25 protein-coding genes are annotated in these 26,753 nt (G+C 52.4%); 17 read left to right on the forward strand and 8 right to left on the reverse strand.

What is annotated here, in order from left to right:
- Positions 1-280: 280 nt before the first annotated feature.
- Positions 281-922, reverse strand: coding sequence for a hypothetical protein (locus tag ACTL32_RS09865; RefSeq protein ID WP_441341311.1), 642 nt, complete (start codon positions 920-922; stop codon positions 281-283).
- A gap of 318 nt (positions 923-1,240) precedes the next feature.
- Here ACTL32_RS09865 and ACTL32_RS09870 point away from each other — a divergent pair, with 318 nt between their 5' ends.
- From ACTL32_RS09870 to ACTL32_RS09885, 4 genes are all read left to right on the forward strand, one after another.
- Positions 1,241-1,687, forward strand: a complete 447-nt coding sequence (locus ACTL32_RS09870) for a DUF4385 domain-containing protein (RefSeq protein ID WP_441341312.1) — start codon at positions 1,241-1,243, stop codon at positions 1,685-1,687.
- Positions 1,688-1,913: 226 nt separating this feature from the next.
- Positions 1,914-2,741: an undecaprenyl-diphosphate phosphatase gene (locus tag ACTL32_RS09875; protein ID WP_204892045.1), complete on the forward strand. Its 828-nt coding sequence runs from the start codon at positions 1,914-1,916 to the stop codon at positions 2,739-2,741.
- A gap of 519 nt (positions 2,742-3,260) precedes the next feature.
- Entirely contained in the window at positions 3,261-3,890 is a 630-nt protein-coding gene (locus ACTL32_RS09880) for an immunity protein Imm33 domain-containing protein (protein ID WP_441341313.1), read from the forward strand.
- 73 nt (positions 3,891-3,963) lie between these two features.
- The gene (locus ACTL32_RS09885; RefSeq protein ID WP_441341314.1) at positions 3,964-4,851 is read left to right on the forward strand and encodes a TIGR01777 family oxidoreductase; all 888 of its coding nucleotides are present in this window, start codon (positions 3,964-3,966) and stop codon (positions 4,849-4,851) included.
- Positions 4,852-4,886: 35 nt separating this feature from the next.
- Here ACTL32_RS09885 and ACTL32_RS09890 read toward each other — a convergent pair whose 3' ends face one another.
- The 3 genes from ACTL32_RS09890 to ACTL32_RS09900 all read right to left on the reverse strand — a co-directional run bounded on the left by ACTL32_RS09890 (position 4,887) and on the right by ACTL32_RS09900 (position 6,627).
- The gene (locus ACTL32_RS09890) at positions 4,887-5,258 is read right to left on the reverse strand and encodes a DUF5655 domain-containing protein (protein ID WP_441341315.1); all 372 of its coding nucleotides are present in this window, start codon (positions 5,256-5,258) and stop codon (positions 4,887-4,889) included.
- Positions 5,259-5,294: 36 nt separating this feature from the next.
- A complete protein-coding gene (locus ACTL32_RS09895) occupies positions 5,295-5,756 on the reverse strand; it encodes a GNAT family N-acetyltransferase (protein ID WP_441341316.1) in 462 nt (153 codons plus the stop codon).
- Between the two features lie 73 nt (positions 5,757-5,829).
- Positions 5,830-6,627, reverse strand: coding sequence for a DUF817 domain-containing protein (locus ACTL32_RS09900; RefSeq protein ID WP_441341317.1), 798 nt, complete (start codon positions 6,625-6,627; stop codon positions 5,830-5,832).
- A gap of 133 nt (positions 6,628-6,760) precedes the next feature.
- Between ACTL32_RS09900 and ACTL32_RS09905 the strand changes: the two genes are divergently transcribed.
- From ACTL32_RS09905 to ACTL32_RS09920, 4 genes are all read left to right on the forward strand, one after another.
- Positions 6,761-7,537: an alpha/beta fold hydrolase gene (locus ACTL32_RS09905; RefSeq protein WP_441341318.1), complete on the forward strand. Its 777-nt coding sequence runs from the start codon at positions 6,761-6,763 to the stop codon at positions 7,535-7,537.
- Between the two features lie 351 nt (positions 7,538-7,888).
- On the forward strand, positions 7,889-10,255 hold the full coding sequence (locus ACTL32_RS09910; RefSeq protein ID WP_441341319.1) for a M14 family zinc carboxypeptidase: 2,367 nt from the start codon (positions 7,889-7,891) through the stop codon (positions 10,253-10,255).
- A 93-nt stretch (positions 10,256-10,348) separates the two neighbouring features.
- Complete coding sequence (locus ACTL32_RS09915) at positions 10,349-12,091, forward strand: DNA/RNA non-specific endonuclease (RefSeq protein ID WP_441341320.1); 1,743 nt, start codon at positions 10,349-10,351, stop codon at positions 12,089-12,091.
- A 184-nt stretch (positions 12,092-12,275) separates the two neighbouring features.
- Entirely contained in the window at positions 12,276-12,737 is a 462-nt protein-coding gene (locus ACTL32_RS09920; RefSeq protein ID WP_441341321.1) for a YndM family protein, read from the forward strand.
- A gap of 191 nt (positions 12,738-12,928) precedes the next feature.
- Here ACTL32_RS09920 and ACTL32_RS09925 read toward each other — a convergent pair whose 3' ends face one another.
- Entirely contained in the window at positions 12,929-13,381 is a 453-nt protein-coding gene (locus tag ACTL32_RS09925) for a DUF305 domain-containing protein (protein ID WP_441341322.1), read from the reverse strand.
- A gap of 208 nt (positions 13,382-13,589) precedes the next feature.
- On the opposite strand from ACTL32_RS09925, the gene ACTL32_RS09930 reads away from it, so the two are divergent.
- Positions 13,590-14,099, forward strand: coding sequence for a potassium channel family protein (locus ACTL32_RS09930; protein WP_441341323.1), 510 nt, complete (start codon positions 13,590-13,592; stop codon positions 14,097-14,099).
- A gap of 56 nt (positions 14,100-14,155) precedes the next feature.
- Here ACTL32_RS09930 and ACTL32_RS09935 read toward each other — a convergent pair whose 3' ends face one another.
- Positions 14,156-15,100, reverse strand: a complete 945-nt coding sequence (locus ACTL32_RS09935; RefSeq protein ID WP_441341324.1) for a magnesium transporter CorA family protein — start codon at positions 15,098-15,100, stop codon at positions 14,156-14,158.
- Between the two features lie 198 nt (positions 15,101-15,298).
- On the opposite strand from ACTL32_RS09935, the gene cls reads away from it, so the two are divergent.
- The 3 genes from cls (at position 15,299) to ACTL32_RS09950 (ending at position 19,150) form a co-directional block, all read left to right on the forward strand.
- Positions 15,299-16,846 carry a cardiolipin synthase gene (cls, locus tag ACTL32_RS09940; RefSeq protein WP_441341325.1) on the forward strand — a complete coding sequence of 516 codons (1,548 nt, stop codon included), beginning with the start codon at positions 15,299-15,301 and terminating at the stop codon, positions 16,844-16,846.
- A gap of 114 nt (positions 16,847-16,960) precedes the next feature.
- Positions 16,961-17,527, forward strand: coding sequence for an MEDS domain-containing protein (locus ACTL32_RS09945; RefSeq protein WP_441341326.1), 567 nt, complete (start codon positions 16,961-16,963; stop codon positions 17,525-17,527).
- 147 nt (positions 17,528-17,674) lie between these two features.
- Positions 17,675-19,150, forward strand: a complete 1,476-nt coding sequence (locus tag ACTL32_RS09950; RefSeq protein ID WP_441341327.1) for a protein adenylyltransferase SelO — start codon at positions 17,675-17,677, stop codon at positions 19,148-19,150.
- On the opposite strand, the gene ACTL32_RS09955 is transcribed toward ACTL32_RS09950, so the two are convergent.
- Together ACTL32_RS09955 and ACTL32_RS09960 are read right to left on the reverse strand one after the other, a co-directional pair.
- The gene (locus ACTL32_RS09955) at positions 19,093-19,650 is read right to left on the reverse strand and encodes a hypothetical protein (RefSeq protein ID WP_441341328.1); all 558 of its coding nucleotides are present in this window, start codon (positions 19,648-19,650) and stop codon (positions 19,093-19,095) included. The genes ACTL32_RS09950 and ACTL32_RS09955 overlap by 58 nt on opposite strands.
- A 1-nt stretch (position 19,651) precedes the next feature.
- A complete protein-coding gene (locus tag ACTL32_RS09960) occupies positions 19,652-20,233 on the reverse strand; it encodes a biotin transporter BioY (RefSeq protein WP_441341329.1) in 582 nt (193 codons plus the stop codon).
- A 172-nt stretch (positions 20,234-20,405) separates the two neighbouring features.
- On the opposite strand from ACTL32_RS09960, the gene ACTL32_RS09965 reads away from it, so the two are divergent.
- The 5 genes from ACTL32_RS09965 to ACTL32_RS09985 all read left to right on the forward strand — a co-directional run bounded on the left by ACTL32_RS09965 (position 20,406) and on the right by ACTL32_RS09985 (position 26,749).
- Positions 20,406-21,998, forward strand: coding sequence for a glycoside hydrolase family 13 protein (locus ACTL32_RS09965; protein ID WP_441341330.1), 1,593 nt, complete (start codon positions 20,406-20,408; stop codon positions 21,996-21,998).
- Positions 21,999-22,398: 400 nt separating this feature from the next.
- Positions 22,399-23,274, forward strand: a complete 876-nt coding sequence (locus ACTL32_RS09970) for an ROK family protein (RefSeq protein ID WP_441341331.1) — start codon at positions 22,399-22,401, stop codon at positions 23,272-23,274.
- A 374-nt stretch (positions 23,275-23,648) separates the two neighbouring features.
- A complete protein-coding gene (locus ACTL32_RS09975) occupies positions 23,649-24,959 on the forward strand; it encodes an ABC transporter substrate-binding protein (RefSeq protein WP_441341332.1) in 1,311 nt (436 codons plus the stop codon).
- A gap of 114 nt (positions 24,960-25,073) precedes the next feature.
- A complete protein-coding gene (locus ACTL32_RS09980; RefSeq protein WP_441341333.1) occupies positions 25,074-25,934 on the forward strand; it encodes a carbohydrate ABC transporter permease in 861 nt (286 codons plus the stop codon).
- On the forward strand, positions 25,934-26,749 hold the full coding sequence (locus tag ACTL32_RS09985; RefSeq protein WP_204892026.1) for a carbohydrate ABC transporter permease: 816 nt from the start codon (positions 25,934-25,936) through the stop codon (positions 26,747-26,749). The genes ACTL32_RS09980 and ACTL32_RS09985 overlap by 1 nt, the downstream gene beginning before the upstream one ends.
- The last annotated feature ends 4 nt before the right edge of the window (positions 26,750-26,753 follow it).

Below are 26,753 nucleotides of genomic sequence, written 5' to 3' on the forward strand. Positions count from 1 at the left end.
GGCGAAGCGGCGTACTTTGCCGCACAGCCAGAGTGGCTTATGACCCTAGAATCTGGGCGCTGGAGTCTGGACAATAAGAAAAGCGCAAGCGCCCGTGTAGATTCGACGGGCATAAGACGCACTGGCGAAGCGGCGTACTTTGCCGCACAGCCAGAGTGGCTTATGACCCTAGAATCTGGGCGCTGGAGTCTGGACAATAAATAAAACGAAAACTCCCTTTTCCGGATCTGCCGGAAAAGGGAGTTTTTTGATGATGCGCCAAGGAGCTGTTTGGCAGAGGTCAGATATGCGAAAAATACCGGTCGGTGACTTCGTTGATCGAACCGATCGTCTTGCCTTTGAAAGCGTCCGGAACCGAGACGCCTTCCGGATTGCTGTAATAATAGGCATCGATCGCCTCATTGTAGCGATAGCCCAGCGCATACAAGCGGTACGCCAATGGTTCCGGCAGTCTATCGCATCCGGTTTGTTCGGCAAAGTAGGCAGTCGGAATGACTTTGACGTCGATGTCTTCCCGTCCGGTGTGGATCGCGAAAAGGTCTTTGTCTTTTTTGGCGATCCACTGCCCTTTGGTGAACAGGCTGATGCGTGTCCGGGAAAGTGCCGCGATGCCTTCGAGATTGGTGCCGAACAGCTGGTTCATCATCTTTCGGATCACCGGCCCATTCAACGGCTCGAGGCAGTGCTGCAAGTACAGTTCGATGGCGGCGATGGAAGGGTCGGGAACGTCTTTCACCAATGGCGCGATTTCCTTGTGCAGCACCGGCACGATGCAATAGTCGATGCCATAGACATCAAGTACAGTCTGGCAGATTGCTTTGCCTTCCAGCCGGTCCTTCAGCGCTTCGATCCGTTCATCCATCGCAGCGACCTTGTCGGCGATTGCCGGGATTTGGTGCCCGGCAGGTGCCATTCGTTCCATAAAACAATTCCTCCTAAGGCCGCAACGGAAAATGTGCGAAGTTTTCAATATATTAAGATTATATATCAAGGCTATTGGAAAAAATACCATTATTTTGTAAAGGTGCGAAAAGTGCTTTCATTAGTATGGCAACGGTCCTTTTTGTCGTACCAAAAGAGCATTTTCATCCATCCTTAAGCTTCTTTCAATGTTAGGCAAGCCCTTTTCTTCAATAAAGGCCCCTCCTTCATCATTCTGCAGGGAAGCCTGCTGAAATCGGCACCTCCATGCATCATCTTTATAGAAAAAGGGTAAGAAAAACACAAGGAGGGGACACCGATGGCATTCGATTACGATTTGGACTATGAAAACTTGGACCTGCGGAAGCAGCCAGAACTTTACCGGGTCGGCAAAGGCGAACAGGGCGTGCTGCTTGTCGAACCGTACAAAAGTGAAATACTGCCGCATTGGCGCTTCAAGACACCGGAAATCGCGCAGGAGTCGTGCGATAAAATTTCGGAGATGTTCGAGGAATACCGCAAGCAGGACGATTTTGTCGGCATGGATATGGCGCGCAAATTCATCCAGATGGGCTATACGCGGGCGCGCCGCTATACGAATTACAAAGGCGGCCGCAAGTACAACGAAGACGGCACGATCAAGGAGCGCCAGATCGATCCGGTGAAGGCGGAATCGGCCGCCATCTTCAAAAAGCGCTGGGACGAAATCCGGGAAGATGAGGATTATTTGCGGCGCAAGAAAGAGCATCAGAAGAAATACGGCTGAGCGGGTGCTGCGGCGCCTCTTTTTTTCGCCACAAAAAGTTTGGGGATAAAACCCTGCAGGCGTTTCGGCGCGTCCGCCCTTTCTGTTATAATGGAGCGGAATGATTTTTGGGAGCCTGAAAGAAGCAATCTACATAAACGTGCAACTTCCTATCCAAAAAAACGTATTTATTATAGCGGCATTTTTTCGGCCAGAGCTCTCACTGTGGAAAGTAGGATGAAAACGAATGGAATGGATGGATTTATTGAAAGCCCTCATTTTGGGGTTTGTCGAAGGGATGACCGAGTTTGCGCCCGTGTCATCAACCGGCCACTTGATCATCGTCGATGATATGTGGCTGAAATCGCAGGAGTTTCTCGGGAAATACCCGGCGAACACGTTCAAGATCGTCATCCAGCTCGGATCGATTTTAGCGGTCGTCGTCGTGTTCTGGAAACGCCTGTTCAGCCTTGTCGGTTTATACAAAATCGAAGGCCAGGAAACAAATAAAAACTTCAACTTGCTGCACGTCATCGTCGGCATGCTGCCGGCGGTCGTCCTTGGATTTGCGTTCAAGGATCTGATTGATGACCACTTGTTCGGCGTCGAGACCGTCATTTATGCGCTTGTCGCAGGGGCGATCCTGATGATCGCTGCCGATAAATTCGGGCCGCAGCATCCGAAAGTTAACAGCTTGGATGAAATTACCTATGTTCAGGCGTTCAAAGTCGGCCTCGTCCAGTGCTTGTCGCTATGGCCGGGCTTCTCGCGCTCTGGCGCCACGATTTCAGGCGGCGTGCTGTTCGGCATGAGCCACCGCACCGCGGCGGACTTCACGTTCATCATGGCAGTGCCGATCATGATCGGTGCAAGCCTCGTGTCGGTCCTGAAAAACCTGGACACGCTGTCGATGGATTACCTGTCGTTCTACGCGGTCGGATTCATCAGCGCGTTCATCTTCGCGCTTATCTCGATCCGCTTCTTCCTGAAGCTGATTGCGAAAGTGAAGCTGACGCCGTTTGCGATCTACCGGATTATCCTGGCGGCTATTCTAGCAGCTATCGTCTATTTATAAAAAGCGGAAAATGCACTGCCTAAGCGGCGGTGCATTTTTTATTTATTGAGAAAAAAGTGAAATACTTTAGGTTGCAGATTATCCGATATTCCGCAAAACTGCTGCGCTTGCCTGCGGGCGAGCGCCAAGCCTCCTCAGCCGCGTTGCGGCTTGCGGGGTCTCGGCTTTCTCGTCGCTACGCTGCCCCGCGGGCGTCTCCGCTGTTTTGCTCCATATCTTGGATAGTACTGCTAACTAGGTGAAGTTATCAGCTTTCAAAGAACAGCATCAGCGCCGGCGCGTCCACGGGCTAGGCGAAGTAATGAGACGGGTGTCCTTCCCGGCTCATTGCGGTAGCCATGCCCAAAGCGGCCGAAGCGGTATAAAAAGTTTATTCCATTACTATTTTATCTCTAAAAGATTCCATGACAGCTTTACATGCATCGTCTAAACAGCGATACATTTTTATTTGGAAATGGAACTAATACAAGGATACTGGGTATAATAGCAGAATAAGGAAACAATTGGGGAGGCCGGCCGATGGAGTGGTATTTGGAGAATGTCTATGAGATAAAAGCGCAGGCGCCGTATACGTTCTATGTTCCGAGCAAAGAAGTGATCGGCCGGCTGAAAAGGGGCGACATCGTCAAGCTGATTTTCTCGGCGCCCGAAGGAAAAGACGGCTTTGCGGGCGAACGCATGTGGGTGGAAATCACGGAACGAACAGGCGATGACTTCAAAGGTGTGGTGGCAAATGAACCTTTTATCGTTGAAAGCTTAGAAGTGGGGGATGAAATCATATTCGCTGCGGAACACATCTGCGATACCGAATATGAAGATCCCGATGCTGAAGACCTGGATGCCTATTTCGACACGAAAATCCTTGTCAGCAACGATGTCCTCGAACGGGAAGAATTCAACTTCATGCTCAGGGATCATGCGGATGAGCCGGAGGATTCCGGTTGGACGGTCATGAGCGGCTATGAAGATGATGAAACACTGAGCAATCCGGAAGAATTTCAGTACATCTCCATCGGCAAAATCCTGAACATCGATGCCTCGATCCTGGCATTTATCCAGGATGAACCGCTTTGCGCCTATGAACGGAACGAAGAAGGGGCGTTTATTAAAATCGAGGATTACGATTGGGATGCCTATTTGAACGAATAAATGCGCATATCTTGAACCTTTCGGATGGAAAAGCGTCAAAATGAATAGACAAAGAAAGAAACGGGGAGATTCGATGGCAAGGAAAGCAGTGCTAGCAGGCGGTACCGGATTTATCGGCCAGTACTTCAAAGAGCGTCTGACGGATGCGGGGTATGACGTCCACATCATTTCACGGCAGAACACCGAGATTATGTGGAAAGACCACCATGGCATCGTCGCTGCGCTTGAAGGGGCGGACATGCTCATCAACCTGGCAGGAAAATCGGTCAACTGCCGCTACAACGAGGCGAATAAAAAAGAGATCCTGATGTCGCGCACCGATACGACCAAAGCGCTCGGCAAGGCGCTGCTCGCCTGCGAACAGCCGCCGCCGCTCTGGATCAACGCGAGTACGGCCACCATTTACCGCCACGCGGAAGACCGGCCGATGACCGAAGAAGGCGGCGACATGGGTGAAGGCTTCTCTGTCGAAGTCGGCCAGGCATGGGAAGCCGCGTTCTTCAGCTTCAAGCTGCCGAAGACGCGCCAAGCGGCTCTCCGAATCGCCATCGTCCTCGGGGACGGCGGCGTCATGGAGCCATACAAGAACATGGTCCGGTTCGGCCTGGGCGGCAAGCAAGGAAACGGCAAGCAGATGTTCAGCTGGATCCACATCGAGGACCTGTACCGCATGGTGCTGTTCATCAAGGACCATGACGAATTGAGCGGCGTCTTCAATGCGTCGGCCCCGAATCCGGTGGCCAATGACGAACTCATGCAGGCGATGCGAAAAGCGATGAACCGCAAACTCGGGCTGCCGGCAGCAAAGTGGATGCTCAAGGCGGGCGCCGTTGCGCTTGGCACCGAGACCGAACTGATCCTGAAAAGCCGCTGGGTGCTGCCGGAACGGATGGAGCGTGCAGGATTCAAGTTCACTTATGAAACGCTTGATGACGCACTGGCGGAAATCTTGCAGAAATAAACACAAAAAAGGGGACCGCTTGCGGTCCTCTTTTTTCAATGGCGGGAGAAGTTCAAGGCTTCGGCAAGCCATCCCGACAGATCTTCGTCCACTTCCTCAATATCTGAGATGATGACGTGATTCGCCCAGCGTCCCGGCCGGATTTGGGTTGCCTCAGCTATTCTTGCGCCTTGAAGCGGGTGGGCGAGCCACAATGTCAGAACCAGATAATGTTCCGGGCGCCCTTTGATTTTTCGGGGCGGCAGCCAGGCGGCGGAAAATACCTGGGCATCGATAAACGAAATCTGGCTTTTCCGGACTTCCACCCGAGTTTGCGGCGCGAGAGCTGAAATGCAGTCTTTTATAAGTGCGTATATTGGAAGAACAGCGGGCACGGCTGCAAAGAAATCGCGTTCTTCAGGCTCCATACATGGCCTCCTTTTTAGTGCTAAGGGGTTTCTGTGCTATTCCCCTAACTTCAATTTCATCCCTTCATGCGTCCCTTTGAACCCGAGGCCTTCGTAAAACCGCAAGGCATCGGGACGCTGCTTGTCGGTCGTCAGCTGGACCAGCCGGCAGCCGCGCGCTTTTGCGCGTTCGATGCCGTAGCGGATCAATTCGCTGCCGACTCCCTGGCCGCGCACCGACGAACATGTCCGGACGCCTTCGATGGTCATGCGCCATGAACCTTGATGCGTCAAATACGGCGTGAATGTCAGCTGGGCGACGCCGATGACGCGGCCGTCCCGGCAAGCGACGGTCAATTCGTTGTTCGGATCAGCATCGATTGCCCGGAAAGCTTCCCGATAACTTGCCGGCAGCGGATCTTCAAAGCGTTCGCGCTGGCTGCCGAGCGCATCATCTGCAAGCATCTCCACGATCCGCCCGACATCTCCGGCTGCAGCTTCTCTGAATGTGATTTCCATTTTGCCACCTCCCTGATGAATCCATCATAGCGGAAGGAAGCCCATAAGTTAATTCGAAATAAAAGAAGAGATTCTATAAGATTTCCTTATGTGCTATTCCGATAGGCTGCTTTTCATATTTCAACGAGCTTTTCACCCGCTTCAGCTGGGCGACAATGATGACTGATATGATGACGAGCAGGAACCATGAACTGATTTTGCCGATATGGACAAGCGACCACGCCGCTTCCTGGTTCGGGTACTGCCAGGCGCCAAGGAAAGTTGTAATGTTCTCCGCAATCCAGATGAAGAAGCCGATCAAAAGGAAAGAAACCATCATCGGCATCTTGAAGGTTTTATTATCAATGCGGAACGTGACGATCGTGCGGAAGAAGATTAGCACCAGCAAGACCTTCAGTCCCCAGCGGACGTCGTACGTGAAATGGTGCGTGAAAAAGTTCGCGTAAATCAGGATGCTGATGGCGATGCTGTAGAACGGCTTCGGCCAGGCGTACATCTGCAGATCGAAGCGCCGCCATGCCTGGCAGATATAGCTCGCGACACTAGCGTACATAAAGCCGCTGTAGAGCGGCACCCCGTAAAACTTGCTGTAGGCTTCTTCCGGATATGCCCATGACCCCATATGGACCTTAAACAACTCTAGCCCGAGGCCGATCGCGTGGAACACACAAATGACTTTGAACTCATCCCGCGTTTCGAGTTTTGATGCGAGCATGAACACCTGCGCCAGGATGCACACCAGCAGAATAAAATCATAACGGGGCAAATACGGGATGTCGATAAACTTCGATACGGCCAGTGCAGCGAAAATGATGACAGGGAAAATACACGATAGGGCTTGCCGGTATCCGAAAAGCAAAAAAGATTTCATTACGCACCGCCTCCCAGACTCTTTCTTTTGAAATTGGACGCTGTGCGCATTCCGGAAGTTGCTTTTGACTAGGGGAGATTCCGGAAAAACGGGTATAGAAGCTTAGAACTCGAATCAAGAAGGAGGAGAAGGAATGCCGACATTCAATGCAAACGGTATCGAACTGTATTACGAAGAGCAAGGGGAAGGCGCGCCGCTGATCCTGCTGCACGGGCTCGGTGCGAACCGCGCCATGTTCAAGCGGGAAATGGAACATTGGGGCGAATCTTACCGGGTCATCGGGCTGGACTCGCGCGGCCACGGCCGTTCGGACAAGCCGGCGGAATTCACGCTGAACGACCACATCGAGGACACCGTCGCGCTGCTCGATCATCTGGGCATCCAAAGAGCCCACGTACTGGGCGTTTCGATGGGCAGCTATATCGCACAAGGCATTGCGCTCGCCCACCCCGACCGCGTGGAAAAATTGGTGCTTGTCGTCTCCAAAGCGCACGGCAAAACATCTTCCACCCAGGAAATGATCGAGCAGCACGCGGAGGAATTGGAAGGCGTCGACGAACAGCAATATCCCGACATCCTGTTCAAGTACATGTTCCATGACCAAGAAGCCGTCAAAAAATGGCAGGAAGAGCTTTGGCAGACCGAACAGGAATTGACGCTCGCGGAAATGGCAGCGGCCAATAAAGCGCTTGCCGGATTTGATTTCCGCGCAGCATTGCCGACCGTCGCAGCTGAAACATTGGTGATCAGCGGCACTTACGACGGGCTGAATCCGCCGGAGCGCGGAAAGGAGCTGACCGCCTTGATCCCGAACGCCCGCTTCATCGAATTCGAGAACTCGGGGCATGCCCCGAATGCGGAAGAGCCGGAGCGCTTCATGGATACTGTTCAGGAATTCTTGGAAGGGTGAGAAAGGCCCAAGTGTGAATTCAGGAAGATTAAGTGGAAATTCGAGCCGGTTTAGTGGGAATTCACAGGCTCCAAGTGGGAACTCGGACATTCCAAGTAGGAACTCGCCGCCAAACTCCAAAAAGAAGAAAACCGCCAAAAGCTTGGAGAAAATCTCCAAGCTTTTATTCATGACAAAAAATTATGGCGCACGAAACAATCTTAATAAAACCATCCGCCGAAATAGCCTGTAATGTTCTCTGAAAAACCTAAATTATTAGTCTATTTGTATTATAGAAGTCCTTCTATTCTTCAATTATTATTAGTATTAGTCCATATTTATACAAATACTACTATAAATGGAGGAGAACGAATGAAAAAAGCAGTAAGCGGTTTATTGGCAGTAAGTATGCTGGCGACAGCACCATGGTCTTCGGTCCTAGCGGAATCCCCGAAAACCACCTATGTCAACGCATTAGAAGAGCAAGATGGAAGCAAATTCAACGCAGAGAACTACGATTTTCTGAAATTCTCGAAAGTCGGAGCAGAACTCGAGCGTATCAATAAAGCATCAAACCGCATCAAAGTGGAGGTCCAAGGCGAATCGGCTGATGGCCACCCATTGTATGTCGTAACCATTGCCGATCCGAAATCCGGCGGCAAGTTCGGCCATAACCAGGCGCTCCGGAAACAGATGTTCAAAAATCCTGGGAAAGCCCAGGAATGGATTGCTGCAAACCCGGACTTTAAAGTGCCGATTATGATCAATGGCTCGATCCACGGCACGGAATTTGTGGGAAGCGATGCGGTCATGCAATTGATCGAGCGATTCGCAACAGACAACGATGCGCAGACCAAAGAGATCCTGGAGAACAACATCCTGGTCTTCAACGTTGTTGCGAATCCGGATGGCCGCGTCGATGCGACGCGCTTCAACGGCGAAGGCATCGACTTGAACCGGGACTTTATCACCCAGTCGCAGCCGGAGACCGAGCACACGGTCGATTTGATCACCGAGTGGAATCCGATGGTCTTTTTGGACACGCATGGTTACGTGAAAAACTACGCGCCGAACAAGCAAGGATTGATCGAACCATGCACGCCGCCGCATAACCCGAACTACGAGTACGATCTGTACAATAAATGGGCATACGGACAAGCGGAAGCGATGGAAGCGGAAATCATGAGCAATAAAGGCGAATACGAAGGATCGCTTTACCAGAATATGACGGGTACGTACGTGCCGCAGCGCGACGACGCAGCCGGCTGGGACGATTACCCGCCGATCTTCACTCCAATGTACGCGATGTACCACGGAGCATACGGCCACACACTTGAAGCGCCGACCAATGACGAAGACGGCGTGAAGTGGATGTACGACGCCGTCATGGGCGCATTGCAGTACGCAACTGACAATAAAGAAGAAATGATCGCCGACCAGATCGAGATCTTCAAGCGCGGCATCAACTTCGACCACCCGTTCCATGCAGACGGCTTCTTCCCGGAAGCATACGTGCTCCCGATCGATAAGGAAGATCCGACGGTGACGGAAAAAGCGGTCAACCACCTGATCAAGAACGACATCGAAGTGGTGAAAGCGGCAAAAGACTTTACTGCGGACGGCAAAACCTATGCTGCTGGCTCGTATATCGTGAAGATGGACCAAGCGAAAGCAGGCCTAGCGAACACGATGCTATGGGACGGCGAAGACATCACGGATGATACGCCTTCGATGTACGATATTTCTGCCTGGAGCCTTCCTGAACTTTGGGGGTTCCAAGCCGACCCGATCAACAGCGCATTTGAAGCAACGGCTGCAAAAGTCAGCGAAGTGAAAGGCCAAGGTTCCGTGACTGGAAAAGGGCCGTTCGTCATCCCGAATTCATCTGTCAAAGCGGTGGAATTGGTGAACACGCTTCTTGCGCAAGGCGTTGCGGTGAAACGCAGCGAAACGGGCGACTTCTATGTGGAAGCGCCGGCCAATAAAATCGCGGCAGCGGTCAAAGCATCCGGCCTCCAGGTGAAGAGCGGAACGGTCCCTGCAGATGCAGAAGCGATTTATGCAGTGAAAGTCGCCATTCTTGAAGACGGCGGCATGGGCAAAGTCCAATCGCATGCCGGCATGAATTTGGCGCTTGAGCGCCTCGGCTTTGACGTAACCGAACTTTCGCCGGTCGAAGTGGCGGAAGCAGGACTCGCCGGTTTTGATGCGTTCATTTACAACGGCACGGAAGGATTGATCTCCACCAACTTGAGCGCGGCGAACAAAGAGTTCGGCTTCCAGAACGCCGAGCAGCTCGCTAAGTTCAAAGCGAATATCAATGCATTCATCGCTGACGGCGGCAAATACATCGCAGCCGGCGCGGGGGCATCGCGTGCAACGAAAACGCTCGGCTTGACGACAGCGACAGTCAACACGGGCGGCAGCAACAGCAACGGCATCGTGTCGGTTGATTACGACGGCACAGGCATCACGGCAGGTTACGGCCAGGACGATATCGGCTTCGTCTACCGCCCGGCTTGGTACACGGGAGTTGACGCTGAGGAAGTGGAAGCGTCATTCGATGACAGCGACTTCTTCATGGCGGGCCATTGGAAAGGCAGCGAAGCGGCATCAGGACAGCCAGTCATCGTCCGTGAAAGCGATAAGGACGTTACGTTGATCGGCATGGAGCCAGGATTCCGCGACCATACGGATTACTTGTTCCGCCTCGTATCCAACGCGATTTTCACAAAATAAACACCTATAGAGAGCAGCTGCGCAACACCGGCTGCTCTTTTTCCATTGCATGAGCCCAAGCGAATAATCGAGCAGCAAAGGAGCGAATTCAACATGGCAGACGAAAAAATGGAGCGGATCGAAAGGGCGGCTTTGGCGCGCTACCAGAAGCTTCAACAGGACCGGGCGATGGAAGCCGCAGCGGCAGCGGGCCCGGAAACGATGGATGTCCGCAGAAGCGTGATCAATCCGCACGACAGCCTGGCGGCGGAACGCATCATCCACAGGAGTGACCTGTTCCCGATTGCATATCTTGAGGCCGGCTTGATTGCCGCCAAATCAGTGTGCCGCATTTCATTGCGGAACCACCAGGGCCAGATCAAAGGCTACGGCACCGGATTTTTGATTTCGCCGTCGCTGATTTTGACGAACAACCATGTCGTCGATTCATACGATACTGCGCTGAATGCGGTAGCGGAATTCAATTACGAAGACGACGTGAACTTTATGCCGCGCACAATCGTGCCGTTCCGGCTCGAACCCGAGCGGTTGTTCATCACTGATGAAGCACTGGATTTCTCGGTCATTGCGGTGCAGGAGAAAGGGCTGAGCGGCGCGCGCGTTTCGGATTTCGGGTACTTGCCGCTGCTTCCGATGCCGGGCAAGATCCTTGAAGGGGAATACGTCTCCATCATCCAGCACCCGAAAGGCGGACCGAAAGCCGTGACGGTCCGGGAAAACGAAGTGAAATTCCTATCGGACCATTTTGTCCATTACGTGAGCGACACCGAACCGGGCTCATCCGGCTCGCCGGTCTTCAACGACCAGTGGATCGTTTCGGCGCTCCACCACGCGGGCGTCCCCGATCCGGCCGACCCGACAAAATGGATTGCCAATGAAGGCATCCGGATCAGTTCGATCCTCCACCATTTGCACGGCGAACGCGGCAAGCTGGACGCGCCGAGAGCGGGGCTCCTTGACGGAGTGCTGCCTGAAGCACCGATTCCAGACCGTCCTGCTTCGCCGATCGAAGTCGGGGAACTGGCTGCCGATTGGTACAGCGATGCCACGGGGTACGATCCGGCATTTCTAGGCGAGGGCCTAAACGTGCCGCTCCCGCCGGTGAAAGATGCGGCAGACGTCGCCGAAACGCTTGATGGTGCAACGAAGCTCGACTATACGCATTTTTCCATCGTCATGAGCCGGTCAAGGCGACTCGCGTATTATTCGGCCGTGAACATCGACGGCAGCCAATTGGTCGAAGTGAAGCGTTCGAACGACAAATGGTATTTCGACCCGCGCATGCCCCGGGAATTCCAAAGCGGACCGGAGCTGTATGCAAGGAATGACCTGGACCGCGGCCATCTGACCAGAAGGCAGGACCCGAACTGGGGAAGGGACGCCGTCCAGGCGAACGCCCATACGTTCCATTTTACGAATAGTGCGCCGCAGCACAAAGGACTCAACCAGAAGGCGTGGCTGAGCCTTGAAGATTACATTCTGGAAAACGCCGGAGCAAACGGCTTTAAAGTGAATGTCTTCACCGGTCCAGTTTTTCGGGACGACGATGTCTTGTACCGGGGCGAATTCCGGATCCCGGCGGAATTCTGGAAAGTGGCGGTCATGGCGAAAGAAGGCGGTGAATTGTCGGCGACGGCATACTTGCTGACGCAGCGCGATTTGATCGGCGACTTGGAATTTGCCTATGGACCGTTCCAGACGTTCCAAGTACCGGTGGCGCTGCTCGATGAACTCGCCGGCATCGATTTCAGCGCGCTGCAGCCGCACGATTCGCTGGCGAATGTGGAAGGGGTAGGTGCGCGGCTGATTGAAAACAAAGAGGACATTTTGTTTTAAATTCAATTTAGGAGTAGACGGGCAGCCGATTTTTCGGCTGCTTTTACTATTGGTTCAATATGCTGATTTTTCCGGATTCTAAATAAATAATAAAAAATTCAAGGAGAGGTTTATATATATAAAAATGGGTATATATATTTTATAACATAGTCAATTAACTAAAAATGGAAATGGAGGAAAAAATATGAATCATGGAAAAGCTCTTGTAATCAAGTTCTTAATGATCACTGTTGTCCTTTTAATTATCTTAACCGGAATCTTTGATGTGGAATTCGAGAAAACACTATTAATCAGTCTGGTGCTGACAGTGCTCGCTTATGCACTGGGAGATCTGATGATTTTCCGGAAAACGGGCAATCAGGCACATAACCATGGTACGGCCCATTCGAATGCCGATCAGCATCATGATCGCGAAGACCACAAAAAACGCAATATGTTGGCGACGATCGCGGACATTGTTTTATCGTTCTTAGTGATTTGGCTGATGGGTGATGTTCTAATTGAAAACGCTGAAGACATTGTGACGGCGGCATTGATTTCTGCTCTTGTCATCGGCGGAGGCGAATGGTTCTTCCATAAATACCTGGATCGCAATGTCTTTCCGGAAAAGAACGGCCGCGCCGCAACAGGAACATCAAATCATTAATTCCTAAAACAGGTTAGTGAAGCAGCAAAACAAAAGGGGCGTCGGATCCAATCCGATGCCCCTTTTGTTTTGCCTGTTTCGGCAATTTAGTAGTTATTGGCAGCGGTGCAGATAGTCGCACATATACTGCGCTTCCATTGAAAATGAGAGCAGCCGGTTTTTCCGGAACTGCTCTCGTTTTATTGTTCGGCTTATTCTTCATTTTCAAGTTCTTCAATCAGCCGTTTCATCTCGGCGATTTCCTTTTTCTGCGCTTCGATGATGCTGTCTGCCAATTCACGCACGCGCGGATCACTGATATCCGCCCGTTCGCTCGTCAGAATGGCGATTGAATGGTGGGGAATCATCGCTTGCATCCAGCCTTTATCTTCGATCAGCACCTGGCTGCGCACAAGGTACAACGACAATGCGAAGACCAGGGCGCTCGCGGCAAGTATCGCGGCGTTCACCTTTTTATTCTCATACATTTTCCACATGAACAGCAGCATGACGATGGCCATGACGGACCCCATGATCAGCGCCATGTATATCCGCGTCTCGCTGAAAGTGACATGGTCGAATTGGAAAACGTTCAAAAACATCAGCCAATACATGATGAATGTGGAGGTTCCGATCATGATGCCGAATCGGATGTAATTCTTCATCGGTTTCAACTCCTCGTATCGATTATTTTCGTCCATATTCTACCCTTCCCGCCAGGTTTGCAGTTTCCGTGCAGAAAAGTGAGGAAAGTAGATTTTTTTAAGAATTTCTTTAACATATGCATGAGCCGGCAGCCGGATAAGTGGAGATATGGTCCGAACTGTTTTAGGATAATACGTAACAACCACTTGTTTAGAGAGGATTTTGACAATGTTTTCAACCGTATTAATTGGCTTGGCATTGGTTTTCATGGCGGCGAATCTGGTTCATTTTTTTGCTGGGCATCGGTATGAAAGAAGTTACTTTCAATCGTCATTGTTCCAAAAGCTTTTTTTTGCCATGACAGGCATTACGATCGGCTTTGCTGTGCTGTATTATGCATTAGGGCTGGATGCGCCAGTGCTTCGGTTGAATGACGAAGATGGCAGAGAAAGTGAGGGCAGCTTTTGGGAGTACTTGTACTTCAGCGGGGTCACGATGCTTTCGGTCGGTTATGGCGACTTGGTTCCGGTCGGTCCAGCCCGGTTTTTCGCTATTCTGCAGGCCGGAATTGGGTTGCTGCTGCCAACCGCTTTTTTTGTCCACGTTCTTCATGAGCGGCCAGGCAATGCCGCATCCGACCGCGGCAGAGGTGAAAAAGAAGGGCAAGGGAACTACAGCGATAAGCGGGATAAGGATGACTGGGACGATGAAGAAACGGAAAGGGCGGACAGAAAATAACCTGAAAAGAGGAACCCGGCGAAGGGTGTTGCGCCCCTTCGCCGGGTTCCTCTTGTTTAGTGCTTCCCGTTCTCTTTGGTCAAGCTTTGCAGCACGCTGCCCATCCACTTTTTCTTCTTCAGATAGAAATACAGGAGAAGCGTCGAAAAGGCGATGACGGTGAGCGCGGCCGCATAGCCGTACTTCCATTTGAGTTCGGGCATGTTCTCGAAGTTCATTCCCCAAAGCGCGCCCCACGCTGCGATCGGCGTGAACATCACGGTAATGATCGTCAAAGTCTTGACGATTTCATTTCCGCGGTAGGAGACAATTACGGTTTCGAGATCGACGATTTCCCGGATTTCCGTATCGTATTCCTGGATGATGTCGCGGCACCGCATAATCCGCCTGGAAGTGCGCTTGTGATGCTTCCCTTCGGTGAATATCTCTCCGAACACTTCCGGGACGGCATCCCGGATTTCGATGATCGGAATCATGAGGTTTTTCCATACCAGCACTTCGTGGCGCTGGCCCATGATATTGTCGAGCACCTGCTTATCGTTTTTGATTTTGATGCGCCACAATAATTCATGCATGCGATCTTCGAACTCGTCGATGTCCTGCAGGAACGAAGCGACGACTTCGCCAAGCAGGATCATGAACCCTTCGATGGCATTCTCAGCACTTTCCATTTTATCGATCAGTTGCCGCTCGTTTATATTGTACAGCAGCGAGTACTCGATTTTATTGGTGATGAGGGTCTCGCCCTCCAAATAATAATGCAGGATGCTTTGGTTTTTATGTTCTTCGATGTCCTGGTGGTAAATGATCGACCCCCACATCGATTCCTCGCCTTCCACTGCAGTGTCCATATAGAGGCTGCTCGTGCGGTTGGCCTTCAGCGATTCGTGCCAATAGGTTTCGCTTTCAAGTTTGCTGTAGAGGGAGAGGGAATTCCGCTCTTCGATTTCATCCAGAATAATCCACTTCCATTTACCCCCGTAAAATGACCGGTTTTCCAATGTCCCATCGCCTCCTTGTACACTTGCTGAACCCATGCCGATCAGAAAAGAAGGTTCCCGCAAGGCGCCATCAAGCATAGTGAGCTTTTGCTTCAGGCATCCGCCTTTTCTCCCCCCATACCTCTTTCCCCGGCGGATTAAACAAAACAGCAAGCTTTCGGGAAGCACCGCAGCGCCGTACCTTATATGAAAGGTGGCGTGCTGAAAAAAACGAATAAGCACGGAGCAAACCGGGTAAAGAAAGGGGCAAGGGATTCGAGAGGAGGGGATACTATCTTTGGCGACGGAGGGATATCCTTTCAATGGTGGAATACATTCAGCAACTTTATATTCACGTTGAATATCGTGCTGGCTTTTTTTATTTTATTCAAAGAGCGGAAGCGGGCTTCTTCGCTGTGGGCTTGGATCCTGCTCCTGATTTTCCTGCCGGTGATCGGCTTCCTTTTGTACCTGCTGTTCGGGCAGCCGCACAATAAAACAAAAGGCCGGAACGCGAACGCGTATGCCAATCCGGAACTCGAAGCGCGCGCCGCAGGGCAGCTCGAAGCGCTGGAGAGCGGGACGTTTTCCGGACAGGGCCGGCTTCCGAAAGAATTGCAGGGCCTTATCAAGATGCAGCTGAAAACGAATACGGCGCCGCTTTCGACGGACAACCGCCTGCAGATCTTTAACGACGGGGAGCGGAAGTTCGATGCACTGTTCGAAGACATCAAACGTGCAGAAGACCATATCCACTTGGAATATTATATTTTAAAGAACGACGGCATCGGCAACCGGCTGATGGAGCTCCTTGCCGAGAAAGCGAAAGAAGGCGTGAAAGTCCTGTTCCTTTACGACGATATCGGCTCGAACGCTTTGCCGCGGGACTTTTTTGAGGCCTTTACCGAAGCAGGCGGAAGGGCAGCGGCGTCGCTTCCTTCGCGGCTGCCGTGGTTCAATCCGCGGATCAATTACCGGAACCACCGGAAAATCGCCGTCATCGACGGAGCGGTCGGGTATATCGGCGGCTTTAACGTCGGGGATGAATACCTTGGCGAACAAGTGGAGATGGGCTATTGGCGGGATACCCACCTGCGGATTGCGGGTAGCGCCGTCCATTCGATGCAGCACATTTTCCTGAAGGACTGGAACGAAGCATCCGTAAGCCATCCCGTCCGCTACAGCCAGGCGTATTTCCCGGAAACCGGCGGGGAGCACGGGGCGGCAGTCCAACTGGTTGCGAGCGGACCGGACGAGCCGGACGACCAGATCAAGTACGGATTATTGAAGCTCATTGCAAGTGCGCAATCGACGATCCGCATCCAGACGCCGTACTTCATCCCGGACGAGTCCGTATTGGACGCCATCCGCGTCGCCGCGCTCAGCGGCATTGATGTGGCGGTCATGATCCCAGGGAAGTCCGACCATCTTTTCGTCCACGATGCCAGTCTGTCGTTCCTTGAAGAATTGATAGATGCGGGCGTGCGGGCCTACCGCTACAAGAATGGCTTTTTGCATGCGAAAACGATGACGGTCGACGGCAAGGCGCTGTCGGTCGGATCCGCCAATCTGGACACGCGCAGCTTTTCCTTGAACTACGAAGCGAATACGTTCATCTACGATGAGGCCACCGCTTTGGAAATGGACCACATTTTTGCACAAGACGTGAAGCTGTCGCAACGCGTAACAATGGAAATGTTCGAAGCACGCACAACGTTCGAGCGCGGCAAACAACGGCTGGCGCGGCTGTTCGCGCCGGTTTTGTGAAGGGTTTATTTACAGGAATAGGGATTCATGTAACTTGGAAAGAGGACGGATGTTCCCATTTTATGTATAATGAATTTACTGAAAAGACGCCATACTTATTAAAGGGATGATTGAGTGAATAAAAATATGCTCAGCTTGTTTGAAGAACAGCGCGATGCCCATGTGCTTTATGCATATGATGAAACCGAAAAATATATCGAACAAGCCGTTGCTTATGCCAAGCACGGCGTGGAGGAGGGGGATTACGTCCTGCTCATTGAAAATCTGCGGCTGTCTCCGAAAATCCAGTCGGAATTAAAGAATCAGCTTTCGGCAGAACAAATGGAAAAGATCCATTTTGTCAAAAGCTTCGATTTCTATTATTCAAGCGGCAGCTACCATCCGCCTGCTATCCAGGCATATTTTGAAAAGACCGTCGAGCCTTACGTGCAGACTGGAGCGTCTTTCCGTTCCTGGGCGCATGTGGAATGGGCGACGATGGAAGATCCGATACATCTGGTGGAGGATTTTGAAAAAATCATCGACGTCGCAGTGAAGGAGCTGCAGTTTCCGCTGATCTGCGCGTACCCCAAAAAAGCGATGCCGGAAAGCGTAAAAACGATGCTGCTCGAAACGCATCCATATTTATTGGTTGAAGACGAAATCGTTGTTTCGGAACAGTACGAACCGGCGGAAGCTTAACTCTTGATTGTTCACGCCGGGACTCCTGGCGTTTTTTTATTGCCTACCTGCCTTTCGTGCCGACGGCTCAGGCCGGCAGACGGGCGAATGAAGAGCGGAAAAGGTATAGTAGAAGGAACAAATGGACTGTAAAGGAAGGATGATCTTATGGCCAGCAACGAACAGAAAACCGCTTATGGCTGGAAGCTGGAAAGCAGCTACGCCCAACTTCCGGACATCTTCTACACCAAATTGAACCCATGGCCTGTGCGTTCGCCGAAGCTCGTCATCTTCAATGACACGCTTGCGGCGGAGCTCGGTTTGAATAGCGAAGCGCTGAAGACGGAAGAAGGGGCGGCGATGCTCGCGGGCAACCGGGTTCCGGAAGGTGCAGAACCGCTTGCGCAAGCTTATGCCGGTCACCAATTCGGCGGATTCACGATGCTCGGGGACGGCCGCGCCGTACTACTGGGCGAGCAGATCACGCCAGGAGGCAGCCGCTTGGACATCCAATTGAAAGGCTCCGGCCGTACGCCGTATTCACGGGGAGGCGACGGACGCGCGGCGCTCGGTCCGATGCTCCGCGAATTCATCATCAGCGAAGCGATGCACGCGCTCGGCATCCCGACGACCCGGAGCCTCGCAGTCGTAGCTACCGGCGAGGAAGTGGCGCGCGAAACCTATTTGCCGGGTGCGGTCCTGACGCGAGTGGCAGCGAGCCATCTGCGCTTCGGAACATTCCAGTTCGCGGCCTATAAAGGCGGAACCGAAGAGCGCAAAGCGCTCGCCGATTACGCCATCCGCCGCCACTACCCGGAACTTGAATCAGTGGACAATCCCTATATCGCACTGCTCCAAGCAGTGGCGCAGCGCCACGCGTCGCTTGTCGCGAAATGGCAGCTTGTCGGCTTTGTCCACGGCGTCATGAACACCGACAACATGACGATCAGCGGCGAGACGATCGACTACGGCCCATGCGCGTTCATCGACACGTACGACCCGGCGACCGTCTTCAGCTCGATCGACCAGCAAGGCCGCTACGCATTCGGCAACCAGCCGCAGATCGCCGGCTGGAACCTGGCGCGATTTGCCGAAACCTTGCTGCCGCTGCTGGCAGATAAGCAGGACAAGGCTGTGGAAATCGCCCAAGGCCTCTTGAAGGAGTACATCGAATCGTATTACGCCAATTGGCTTGCCGGCATGCGTTCAAAACTCGGCCTCTTCAACGTCGAAGCCGAAGACGAAAGCCTGATCGGCGGCCTGCTTGAGCTAATGCACGAACACGGCGCCGATTTCACGAATACGTTCCGTGCGCTGACGCTCGACCGTCCGGAAGAGACCGCGCTTGCCGGCCGGAAAGCGTTCAACGAATGGCATGAAAAGTGGCAGGCGCGCCTGGACCGCCAGGAAGAAGGCCGGGACGCCGCCGTCGAATTAATGAAAGCGAGCAACCCGAACGTCATTCCGCGCAACCACCGCGTGGAAGAAGCGCTCACGGCCGCGGTCGAGCACAACGATTTCACCGTCATGGAGCGGCTGCTCGCCGCGCTTTCCGCACCGTACAGCTATAGTACGGAACAAGATCCTTATACGCAGCCGCCTGCTGACCCGGACAACCCGTACGTCACATTTTGCGGCACCTGAATAATGAAAGCTCCCGGGAATCCGGGAGCTTTTTTTGGTTGGGGGTTGTCGCTTTCCGCTGCGCGGAAAGCATCCGATTGGGGTTCGTTCGGTTTTCCGGTTTTGTGCCGGATTTTGTTGACCGCGCGTAACCGGTTGCTGAACGCGCGTAAAATTTTCTGAGCGAGCGTAACGCACTCGCGAACGAGCGTTACCGGCCACGAGCGCGCGTAAATTTCTCCAAGCGAGCGTAAAAGACGGATGCCAAAAGAAAGGGCGCTTTTCGCGGTGCGAAAAGCAAGAAACCAAAGGAGTTTGAGTTCAGGATTTGGTGTCGAATTTTGTTGAACGCAAATAACTTGTCCGCGAACGCAAATAAAGCTCTCTGAACGCAAATAAAACTCCACGAACGCAAATAAAACTCCACAAACGCAAATAAAACTCCACAAACGCAAATAACCCCAAAACCACCCCATAGAAAAACGGCTGACCTCATGGGGCCAGCCGTTTTCATTGTTCACATCATTTGAATCGCTGGATGATCGGCTTCAGCCGGAAACCGAAGAAGCCTGCCAGCACCGAAAGAATGATGTCTTTCGGCAGCGGCACCATCATCCATGCCCATGCCATCTTGTACGTGAAGCCTTCCGGAGCCGCAAACCATAATTTATAGGCCGCGTACATCCAGTTTGTGCCCATGACGTAGTTCACGACAAGTCCGGCGAGTGCCGCTACGACAAAACCGGTACGTGTCTGGAATTTATTCGATATCCAGCCGCTCGCCAAAGCGATGAAAACGAAAGACACGATAAAGCCGAACGTCGGGCTGATCAATGTGTCCATGCCGCCGGAAAATGCGGCGAACACCGGAACGCCGGCAAGGCCGATCAATGCATAAACGATCATCGACAGAGCGCCCATGCGGCTGCCAAGCAAAAGTCCGGCAAGGATGGCGAAGAATGTTTGCAGCGTAATCGGCACGCCGCCGATCACCAGGAAAGAAGAGATGTTCGCGCCGATCGCCATCAAAGCGGCGAACATGGCGATATGTACTAAGTTCAAAGTCTTGGAATGATTGGCCGTGCGGGTGGTCGTTGTGGTCATGATGTCCCTCCAAATGCTTAAGATAGCTTTAGTATAATCAACCCATAAATTTGAGTCAACTTAAATTTAGTTTTAGTTAACACAAAAAATTTCCATGAACTCTTTTGTAAAATCAGAATATTCCTGTATGATATTAGAATAATATTTGCAGAAACCGAAAAGAGGGATTGGCATGACCGAATGGTGGAAAAAATCGACTGTCTATCAAATTTATCCGCGGAGCTTCATGGACTCCGATGGCGACGGCATCGGGGACTTGCGGGGCATTATCGGAAAGCTCGATTACCTGCAGGAGCTCGGCGTCGACATCCTATGGCTGTCGCCTGTCTATGATTCGCCGAACGACGACAACGGCTACGACATCCGGGATTATTACCGGATCATGAAGGAATTCGGAACGATGGAGGACTTTGATGAGCTGCTGCAGCAGATCCACGCGCGGGGCATGAAGCTCGTCATGGACCTTGTTGTCAACCATACGTCCGATGAGCACGAATGGTTCAAGACCCGTCCGGACTTCTATATCTGGCGCGACAAGCCTACCAATTGGCGCTCGTTCTTCAGCGGATCGACTTGGGAATTCGATAAGGAACGCGGCCAGTATTACTTGCATTTATTCTCCAAAAAGCAGCCGGATCTGAATTGGGACAATCCGGAGCTGCGCGAGGCGGTCTATGAAATGATGCGCTGGTGGCTCGACAAAGGCGTCGATGGCTTCCGCATGGACGTCATCAATATGATTTCCAAGGCAGCCGACATGCACGATGCGCCGGGCGGCGACGGCAGCCATCAATTCATGAACGGGCCGAACGTACACACGTATCTGCAGGAGATGAACAGGGAAGTCCTGTCGAAATACGACATCGTGACGGTCGGCGAAACGCCGGGCACGACGCCGAAAGAAGCGCGCGATTATACGGCTGCCGAAAACGGGGAGCTGAACATGATCTTCACGTTCGAACACATGGGCCTCGACCAGGCGTCCGGCGAGAAATGGGATTTGAAGCCGCTGCGACTCACTGACCTGAAAGAGAATATGGAAAAATGGCAGCACGGCCTCCACGAAAAAGGATGGAACAGCCTTTATTGGAACAACCACGACCAGCCGCGCATCGTTTCGCGTTTCGGCGAAGACACCGACTGGCGCGTCGAGTCGGCGAAGATGCTCGCGACGTGCCTGCATTTCATGCAAGGCACACCGTATATCTACCAAGGCGAAGAGCTTGGCATGACTAACGTTCGCTTCGAATCGATCGAGGACTACAAAGACATCGAAACGCTGAACATGTACAAGGAAAAGCGGGCAGCCGGCGTGCCGCATGACGACATCATGGTGATGATCCACGCCAAAGGGCGCGACAACGCGCGCACGCCGATGCAATGGTCGGACGGGCCGAACGGCGGATTCACGACTGGGACGCCGTGGATCAAAGCCAACCCGAACTACCCGGAAATCAACGCCGAACAGCGGCACGATCCCGCTTCGGTCTACCAGTACTACAAGAAACTCATCGGCTTCCGGAAAGAGCTGGACATTATCACCCACGGCGATTTCGAATTGTTGCTGCGCGACGACAGTGATATCTTCGCCTACACGCGCACTTGGGGGAATGAAACCCTGACCGTCTTCTGCAATTTCACGGAAAACACGAAAGCGGTGCCGCTCCCGGAAGGTGAAGTGCTGATCTGCAATTACGCCGTGAATCTGAGCGAAGGCGATGTGTTGTTGCGGCCGTATGAGGCGATTGTTTTTTATAAGAATTGAGAGGGTGCGGAGAGTGCTTTTTGGAGGGGGCTGCAAGTAAATTGAGGTTTGCTGCAAGTAAACGTGCGGTTGCTGCAAGTAAATCACATTTTCCGCAAGTAAATGTCCCGTTGCCGCAAGTAAATCGCATATACTGCAAGTAAACAGCGCAGCACCGGGCGAATAAAACCGGAATCGCCGATAAATCTCGAGAATCGCCGATAAATCCGCGAAATCGCCGATAAATCCGCAAAATCGCCGATAAATCCGCAAAATCGCCGATAAATCCAAAAAATCGACGATATCCGGCACACTCGCCGATTCCGCACGCACCAAGCGCAAGATTCCGCATTCCGCATCTAGACACGGAAATGAAATCATGTATGATAAAAGGAATTCGGCTGAAAATAGGAGGGGTTTCATGGAGAAGGTATTAGGCGTCGACATCGGCGGCACGAAGATCCGCATGGGGATCATTGCCGCAGACGGGACGATCCTGCACGAAGAACAAGTGCCGACGATGATTCCGCTGTATCCGTATCTGGAGCAGCACGTCATCCGCATGCTCATCAAAGAGCCGGAAATCGCGTCAATCGGCATCGGGACGCACGGCTTTGTCGACCCGAAAGAAGGGAAGATCATCTACGCGGCGGAAACGCTGCCGGGATGGACTGGCACGCCGGTCAAGGAATGGCTGGAGCTCGCGACCGGCCGGCGCGTCGAAGTGGAGAACGATGCGAATGCGGCAGCGCTTGCCGAAGCGAAGTTCGGCGCAGCGAAAGGATACGGCCGCGTCGTCGTCTTAACGCTTGGCACGGGACTCGGCGGCGGCATCATCTGGGACGGCAAGCTCCTGAGCGGCGGACCGCACGGCGGCGCAGCAGAACTCGGACATATGATCCTTCACCCGAACGGCGTCCAATGCGCATGCGGCCGCCACGGCTGCAACGAAATGTACGTATCGGGGACGGCACTCCGCCGCCGCATCAAGGAAGCGGGACTGCCGTATTCACCGCCGGAACTGTTCGGAAAAGCGAAGACGGACACGGCAGCGCGCGAAGTGGTGGAAGGGTTCACCGCTGACCTCGCTGTCGTCATCAGCAGCCTCCAGGCGGCGTTCGACATGGACATCGTCATCATCGGCGGCGGCGTGTCGGAAGCGGCGGACTTGTGGATGGACTCGCTCCAGCGCCAGCTCGAGCCGGTGCTGTTGAATCCGCTGCAGATCGAAGTGGCCCAGTTTGAAAACGACGCCGGCATCCTCGGCGCCGCATTATTGGTTTTGGAAGGGGAATGAACGAGGGCAAAATTGCGGACGGTCCAATTCACCAAAAAGTACGACAATCACGAGACTGTCGTCACCGTCTCAAGCCGGAAGTCGAAGAAGGGGCATTCATCGTTTTTGCCGTGCCGCCGTCTGCAATGCAGCCTGTTCTTTAGGAATGATTCGACATGAACATACTTTCCTTACACCACAACCTAGCGTTGCCCGATTCCCGATCCAGCGACCGAAAACGCATAAAATAAATTAATAATTTTGTCTTGTGCAAACGTTTACATGGTGATATGATACAGGTAATTAACGACAGGAAGCGTGTCCGATTTCCGTTTCCGTTTTTTATTTCACATTTTGTGCAAACGATTGCACGGACCACAAAGGGGGATTTTGAAATGAAGGAATTGAAGTTCAAAAAAGGGTTAGTGGCTTCATTGATGCTGTCTGCAGCAGTTTTGGCTGGGTGCAGCGGCGGGGAAGAAGCGGCATCGGGAACGGAAAACGGCGGCGAAGAAGAAGTGACGGTTGATATCTTCCAGTTCAAAGTGGAATTCAAGGACCAGTTCGAAGACGTAGTTGAGCAGTACGAAAAAGAGAACCCGAACGTCAACATTGAAATCACGACGGTCGGCGGCGGCGAAGATTACGGCGCGGCGCTCCGTTCACGCTTTGCATCGGGCAACGAGCCGGCGATCTTCAACATCGGCGGGCCTCAGGACGTAGCTGACTGGAAAGACAACCTTTCGGATCTTTCGGACACAGAAGCTGCTGGCGCTGCACTTGAAGGCACGCTTGACGGCGTAACGGTTGAATCTGAAGTGCTCGGACTTCCGTACAACCAGGAAGGCTACGGCTTCATCTACAACACGCGTTTATTCGAAGAAGCGGGAATCGATCCTGCATCCATCACGGATTTCGCATCGCTTGAAGAAGCGGTGAAAACATTGGATTCAAAAAAAGAGGAACTCGGGCTTGAGTCGGTATTCGCTTTCCCTGGGAAAGAAACTTGGGTGACAGGCCTTCACCTTTCAAACACATTCCTTGCACCTGAATTCGATGACAACGTCTTGACAGCATTCGATGCAAAAACAGTTGAATTCAAATACGCAGACGGCTTCAAAAAAATCGTCGACCTGCAGAACGAATACTCGAAACAGCCGACTGTGAGCCTTGATTACTCGCAGCAGGTGGAAGAATTGTTCTCGCTTGAGCGCGTGGCAATCATTCAGCAAGGGAACTGGGCATACGGCTCGATCGCCGGCATTGACCAGGAACTTGCGGACAGCGGCGTCGGCCTTATGCCGATCCCTGTAGAAGGCATTGAAAATGCAGGCTTGCCGGTTGGCGTTCCGATGTACTGGGGCGTAAACAAGAAAGCTGACGAAAACGTCGTCAAAGAATCGAAAGAATTCTTGGACTGGCTCTACACATCTGATGCAGGGAAAACTGCTGTATTGGAAGACTTCAAATTCATCCCGGCTTACGAAGGCTATGACACTTCGAAGATCTCTGATCCAATGTCGAAAGCCATCTATGATGCATCCGAGTCAGGCAACACAATCGGATGGGTGTTCATGGGCTATCCGACTGGATGGGGACAGGACGTTCTTGGAGCTAATATCCAGAAATACCTGAGCGAGGAAGCCAGCTGGGAAGAAGTTATCGACACAGCTAAGAAAGCTTGGGAAACAGACCGGGCTAAATAAGACGGAATTGCGTCAATTTTCATAAAAATAGCCTGAAAACAAAGTAGCCGCTGTGCTACTTTGTTTTGTTACCAGGCCTTTCACGGTATAATTTAAGAAAGGAAAGATGCCCGTATGCGCACAAAAGATCTCTCTTATTGGTTGTTTCTCGCCCCGGTTTTATTGGCCCTTACACTAGTGGTCATTGTCCCGATGCTGCTTGGCGTCTATTATTCTTTCACTTCCTGGAACGGCATCACCACCGGCGAATTCGTCGGCTTCCAGAACTACATCGATTTATTGAAAGACGAGCGCTTCCTTGATTCGCTCTGGTTTACGACGAAGTTCTCGGTTGTGTCGGTCATCCTGATCAACTTCATCGGATTGTCGCTTGCGCTGCTGGTCACAGGCCGCGTGAAATCGACCAAATTATTGCGGACGACGTTCTTCATGCCGAACTTGATCGGGGGCTTGATCCTCGGCTTTATCTGGCAGTTCATCTTCATCAAAGTATTTGCAAGCGTCGGCGAAATCCTCGGGATGGAAAGCCTGCAGGGCTGGCTGTCGACAACCAATACCGGCTTCTGGGGTCTGACGATCCTGATGAGCTGGCAAATGGCTGGATACATAATGGTCATCTACATCGCGTATTTGGAAGGGATGCCGAAAGAGCTTTTGGAAGCTTCCGAAATCGACGGGGCATCCACGTTCCAGCGTTTCCGTTATGTCGTTTTTCCGCTCGTGGCTCCAGCGTTCACGGTCAGCATGTTCCTGACGCTGTCGAACACGTTCAAGCTGTATGACCAAAACCTGTCGCTGACAGGCGGCGGCCCTTACAATTCGACCGAGATGGTCGCGATGGAAATCTTCAAGACCGCGTTCGTGCAGAACACTTTCGCGTACGCGCAGGCGAAGGCCGTGATTTTCTTCGTGATCGTCGCCATCATCGCCCTCGTGCAGGTTTATTTGAATAAACGCAGGGAGGTCGAAATGTAATGCGGAAAAAATGGAATATAAAACTGGAAGTCCTGGGCTTGCTCCTGGCCCTCTTGTGGCTTGCGCCGTTTTACCTGATGTTCGTCAACTCGTTCAAATCGAAAAAGGAAATCTTCATGGACACGGTCAGCCTGCCCGAAAAGTGGAGTTTCGAGAACTACATCACCGCTTTCGAGGAACTCGATTTCCTCCAGACGCTGTTCAACTCGCTGTTGATCACCGTCGTCAGCGTGGTGCTGATCATCATCTTTTCGGCCATGGCCGCTTACGCCCTGTCGCGCGCGAAAAGCAGGCTCAGCACAATCCTGTTCTTCACGTTTGTCGCAGCGATGCTGATCCCGTTCCAATCGGTCATGATCCCGCTCGTTACGGTTTTCGGCAAGTTCGAAATGCTCAACCGCGGCGGCTTGATCTTCATGTACCTTGGATTCGGGGCGAGCCTGTCGATCTTCCTGTACCACGGAGCGCTCAACAACATCCCGAAATCACTTGACGAAGCGGCGACCATCGACGGCGCGAACCGCTGGCAAGTGTTTTGGTTCATCATCTTCCCGATCCTGAAGCCGATCACCGTCACCGTGGCAATCCTCAACATCATCTGGATCTGGAACGATTACCTGCTTCCGTCGCTCGTCATCAACACGGCGGGAAGCGAAACGATTCCGCTGAAGATGTTCTTCTTCTTCGGGGAATATACGAAACAATGGCATTTGGCGCTTGCTGGGCTGACGCTCGCCATCATCCCAGTCATCATCTTCTATTTCATTGCCCAGCGCGAGATTATCAAAGGGGTATCCGACGGGGCAGTAAAATAAGGGA

The organism is Planococcus sp. FY231025 (assembly GCF_052078085.1).
In the GTDB taxonomy this organism is placed as follows: Bacteria; Bacillota; Bacilli; order Bacillales_A; family Planococcaceae; genus Planococcus.

What these genes read in the sequence shown, in the direction of transcription:
- ACTL32_RS09910 (WP_441341319.1), top strand. Translation starts at nt 7,889, where the DNA reads ATGAAAAAAGCAGTAAGCGGTTTATTGGCAGTAAGTATGCTGGCGACA.
- ACTL32_RS09980 (WP_441341333.1), top strand. Translation starts at nt 25,074, where the DNA reads ATGCGCACAAAAGATCTCTCTTATTGGTTGTTTCTCGCCCCGGTTTTA.
- ACTL32_RS09885 (WP_441341314.1), top strand. Translation starts at nt 3,964, where the DNA reads ATGGCAAGGAAAGCAGTGCTAGCAGGCGGTACCGGATTTATCGGCCAG.
- ACTL32_RS09865 (WP_441341311.1), bottom strand. Translation starts at nt 922, where the DNA reads ATGGAACGAATGGCACCTGCCGGGCACCAAATCCCGGCAATCGCCGAC.
- ACTL32_RS09875 (WP_204892045.1), top strand. Translation starts at nt 1,914, where the DNA reads ATGGAATGGATGGATTTATTGAAAGCCCTCATTTTGGGGTTTGTCGAA.
- ACTL32_RS09930 (WP_441341323.1), top strand. Translation starts at nt 13,590, where the DNA reads ATGTTTTCAACCGTATTAATTGGCTTGGCATTGGTTTTCATGGCGGCG.
- ACTL32_RS09960 (WP_441341329.1), bottom strand. Translation starts at nt 20,233, where the DNA reads ATGACCACAACGACCACCCGCACGGCCAATCATTCCAAGACTTTGAAC.
- ACTL32_RS09900 (WP_441341317.1), bottom strand. Translation starts at nt 6,627, where the DNA reads ATGAAATCTTTTTTGCTTTTCGGATACCGGCAAGCCCTATCGTGTATT.
- ACTL32_RS09965 (WP_441341330.1), top strand. Translation starts at nt 20,406, where the DNA reads ATGACCGAATGGTGGAAAAAATCGACTGTCTATCAAATTTATCCGCGG.
- ACTL32_RS09975 (WP_441341332.1), top strand. Translation starts at nt 23,649, where the DNA reads ATGAAGGAATTGAAGTTCAAAAAAGGGTTAGTGGCTTCATTGATGCTG.
- ACTL32_RS09895 (WP_441341316.1), bottom strand. Translation starts at nt 5,756, where the DNA reads ATGGAAATCACATTCAGAGAAGCTGCAGCCGGAGATGTCGGGCGGATC.
- ACTL32_RS09870 (WP_441341312.1), top strand. Translation starts at nt 1,241, where the DNA reads ATGGCATTCGATTACGATTTGGACTATGAAAACTTGGACCTGCGGAAG.
- ACTL32_RS09950 (WP_441341327.1), top strand. Translation starts at nt 17,675, where the DNA reads ATGGCCAGCAACGAACAGAAAACCGCTTATGGCTGGAAGCTGGAAAGC.
- ACTL32_RS09985 (WP_204892026.1), top strand. Translation starts at nt 25,934, where the DNA reads ATGCGGAAAAAATGGAATATAAAACTGGAAGTCCTGGGCTTGCTCCTG.
- ACTL32_RS09925 (WP_441341322.1), bottom strand. Translation starts at nt 13,381, where the DNA reads ATGAAGAATTACATCCGATTCGGCATCATGATCGGAACCTCCACATTC.
- ACTL32_RS09890 (WP_441341315.1), bottom strand. Translation starts at nt 5,258, where the DNA reads ATGGAGCCTGAAGAACGCGATTTCTTTGCAGCCGTGCCCGCTGTTCTT.
- ACTL32_RS09905 (WP_441341318.1), top strand. Translation starts at nt 6,761, where the DNA reads ATGCCGACATTCAATGCAAACGGTATCGAACTGTATTACGAAGAGCAA.
- ACTL32_RS09970 (WP_441341331.1), top strand. Translation starts at nt 22,399, where the DNA reads ATGGAGAAGGTATTAGGCGTCGACATCGGCGGCACGAAGATCCGCATG.
- ACTL32_RS09880 (WP_441341313.1), top strand. Translation starts at nt 3,261, where the DNA reads ATGGAGTGGTATTTGGAGAATGTCTATGAGATAAAAGCGCAGGCGCCG.
- ACTL32_RS09920 (WP_441341321.1), top strand. Translation starts at nt 12,276, where the DNA reads ATGAATCATGGAAAAGCTCTTGTAATCAAGTTCTTAATGATCACTGTT.
- ACTL32_RS09915 (WP_441341320.1), top strand. Translation starts at nt 10,349, where the DNA reads ATGGCAGACGAAAAAATGGAGCGGATCGAAAGGGCGGCTTTGGCGCGC.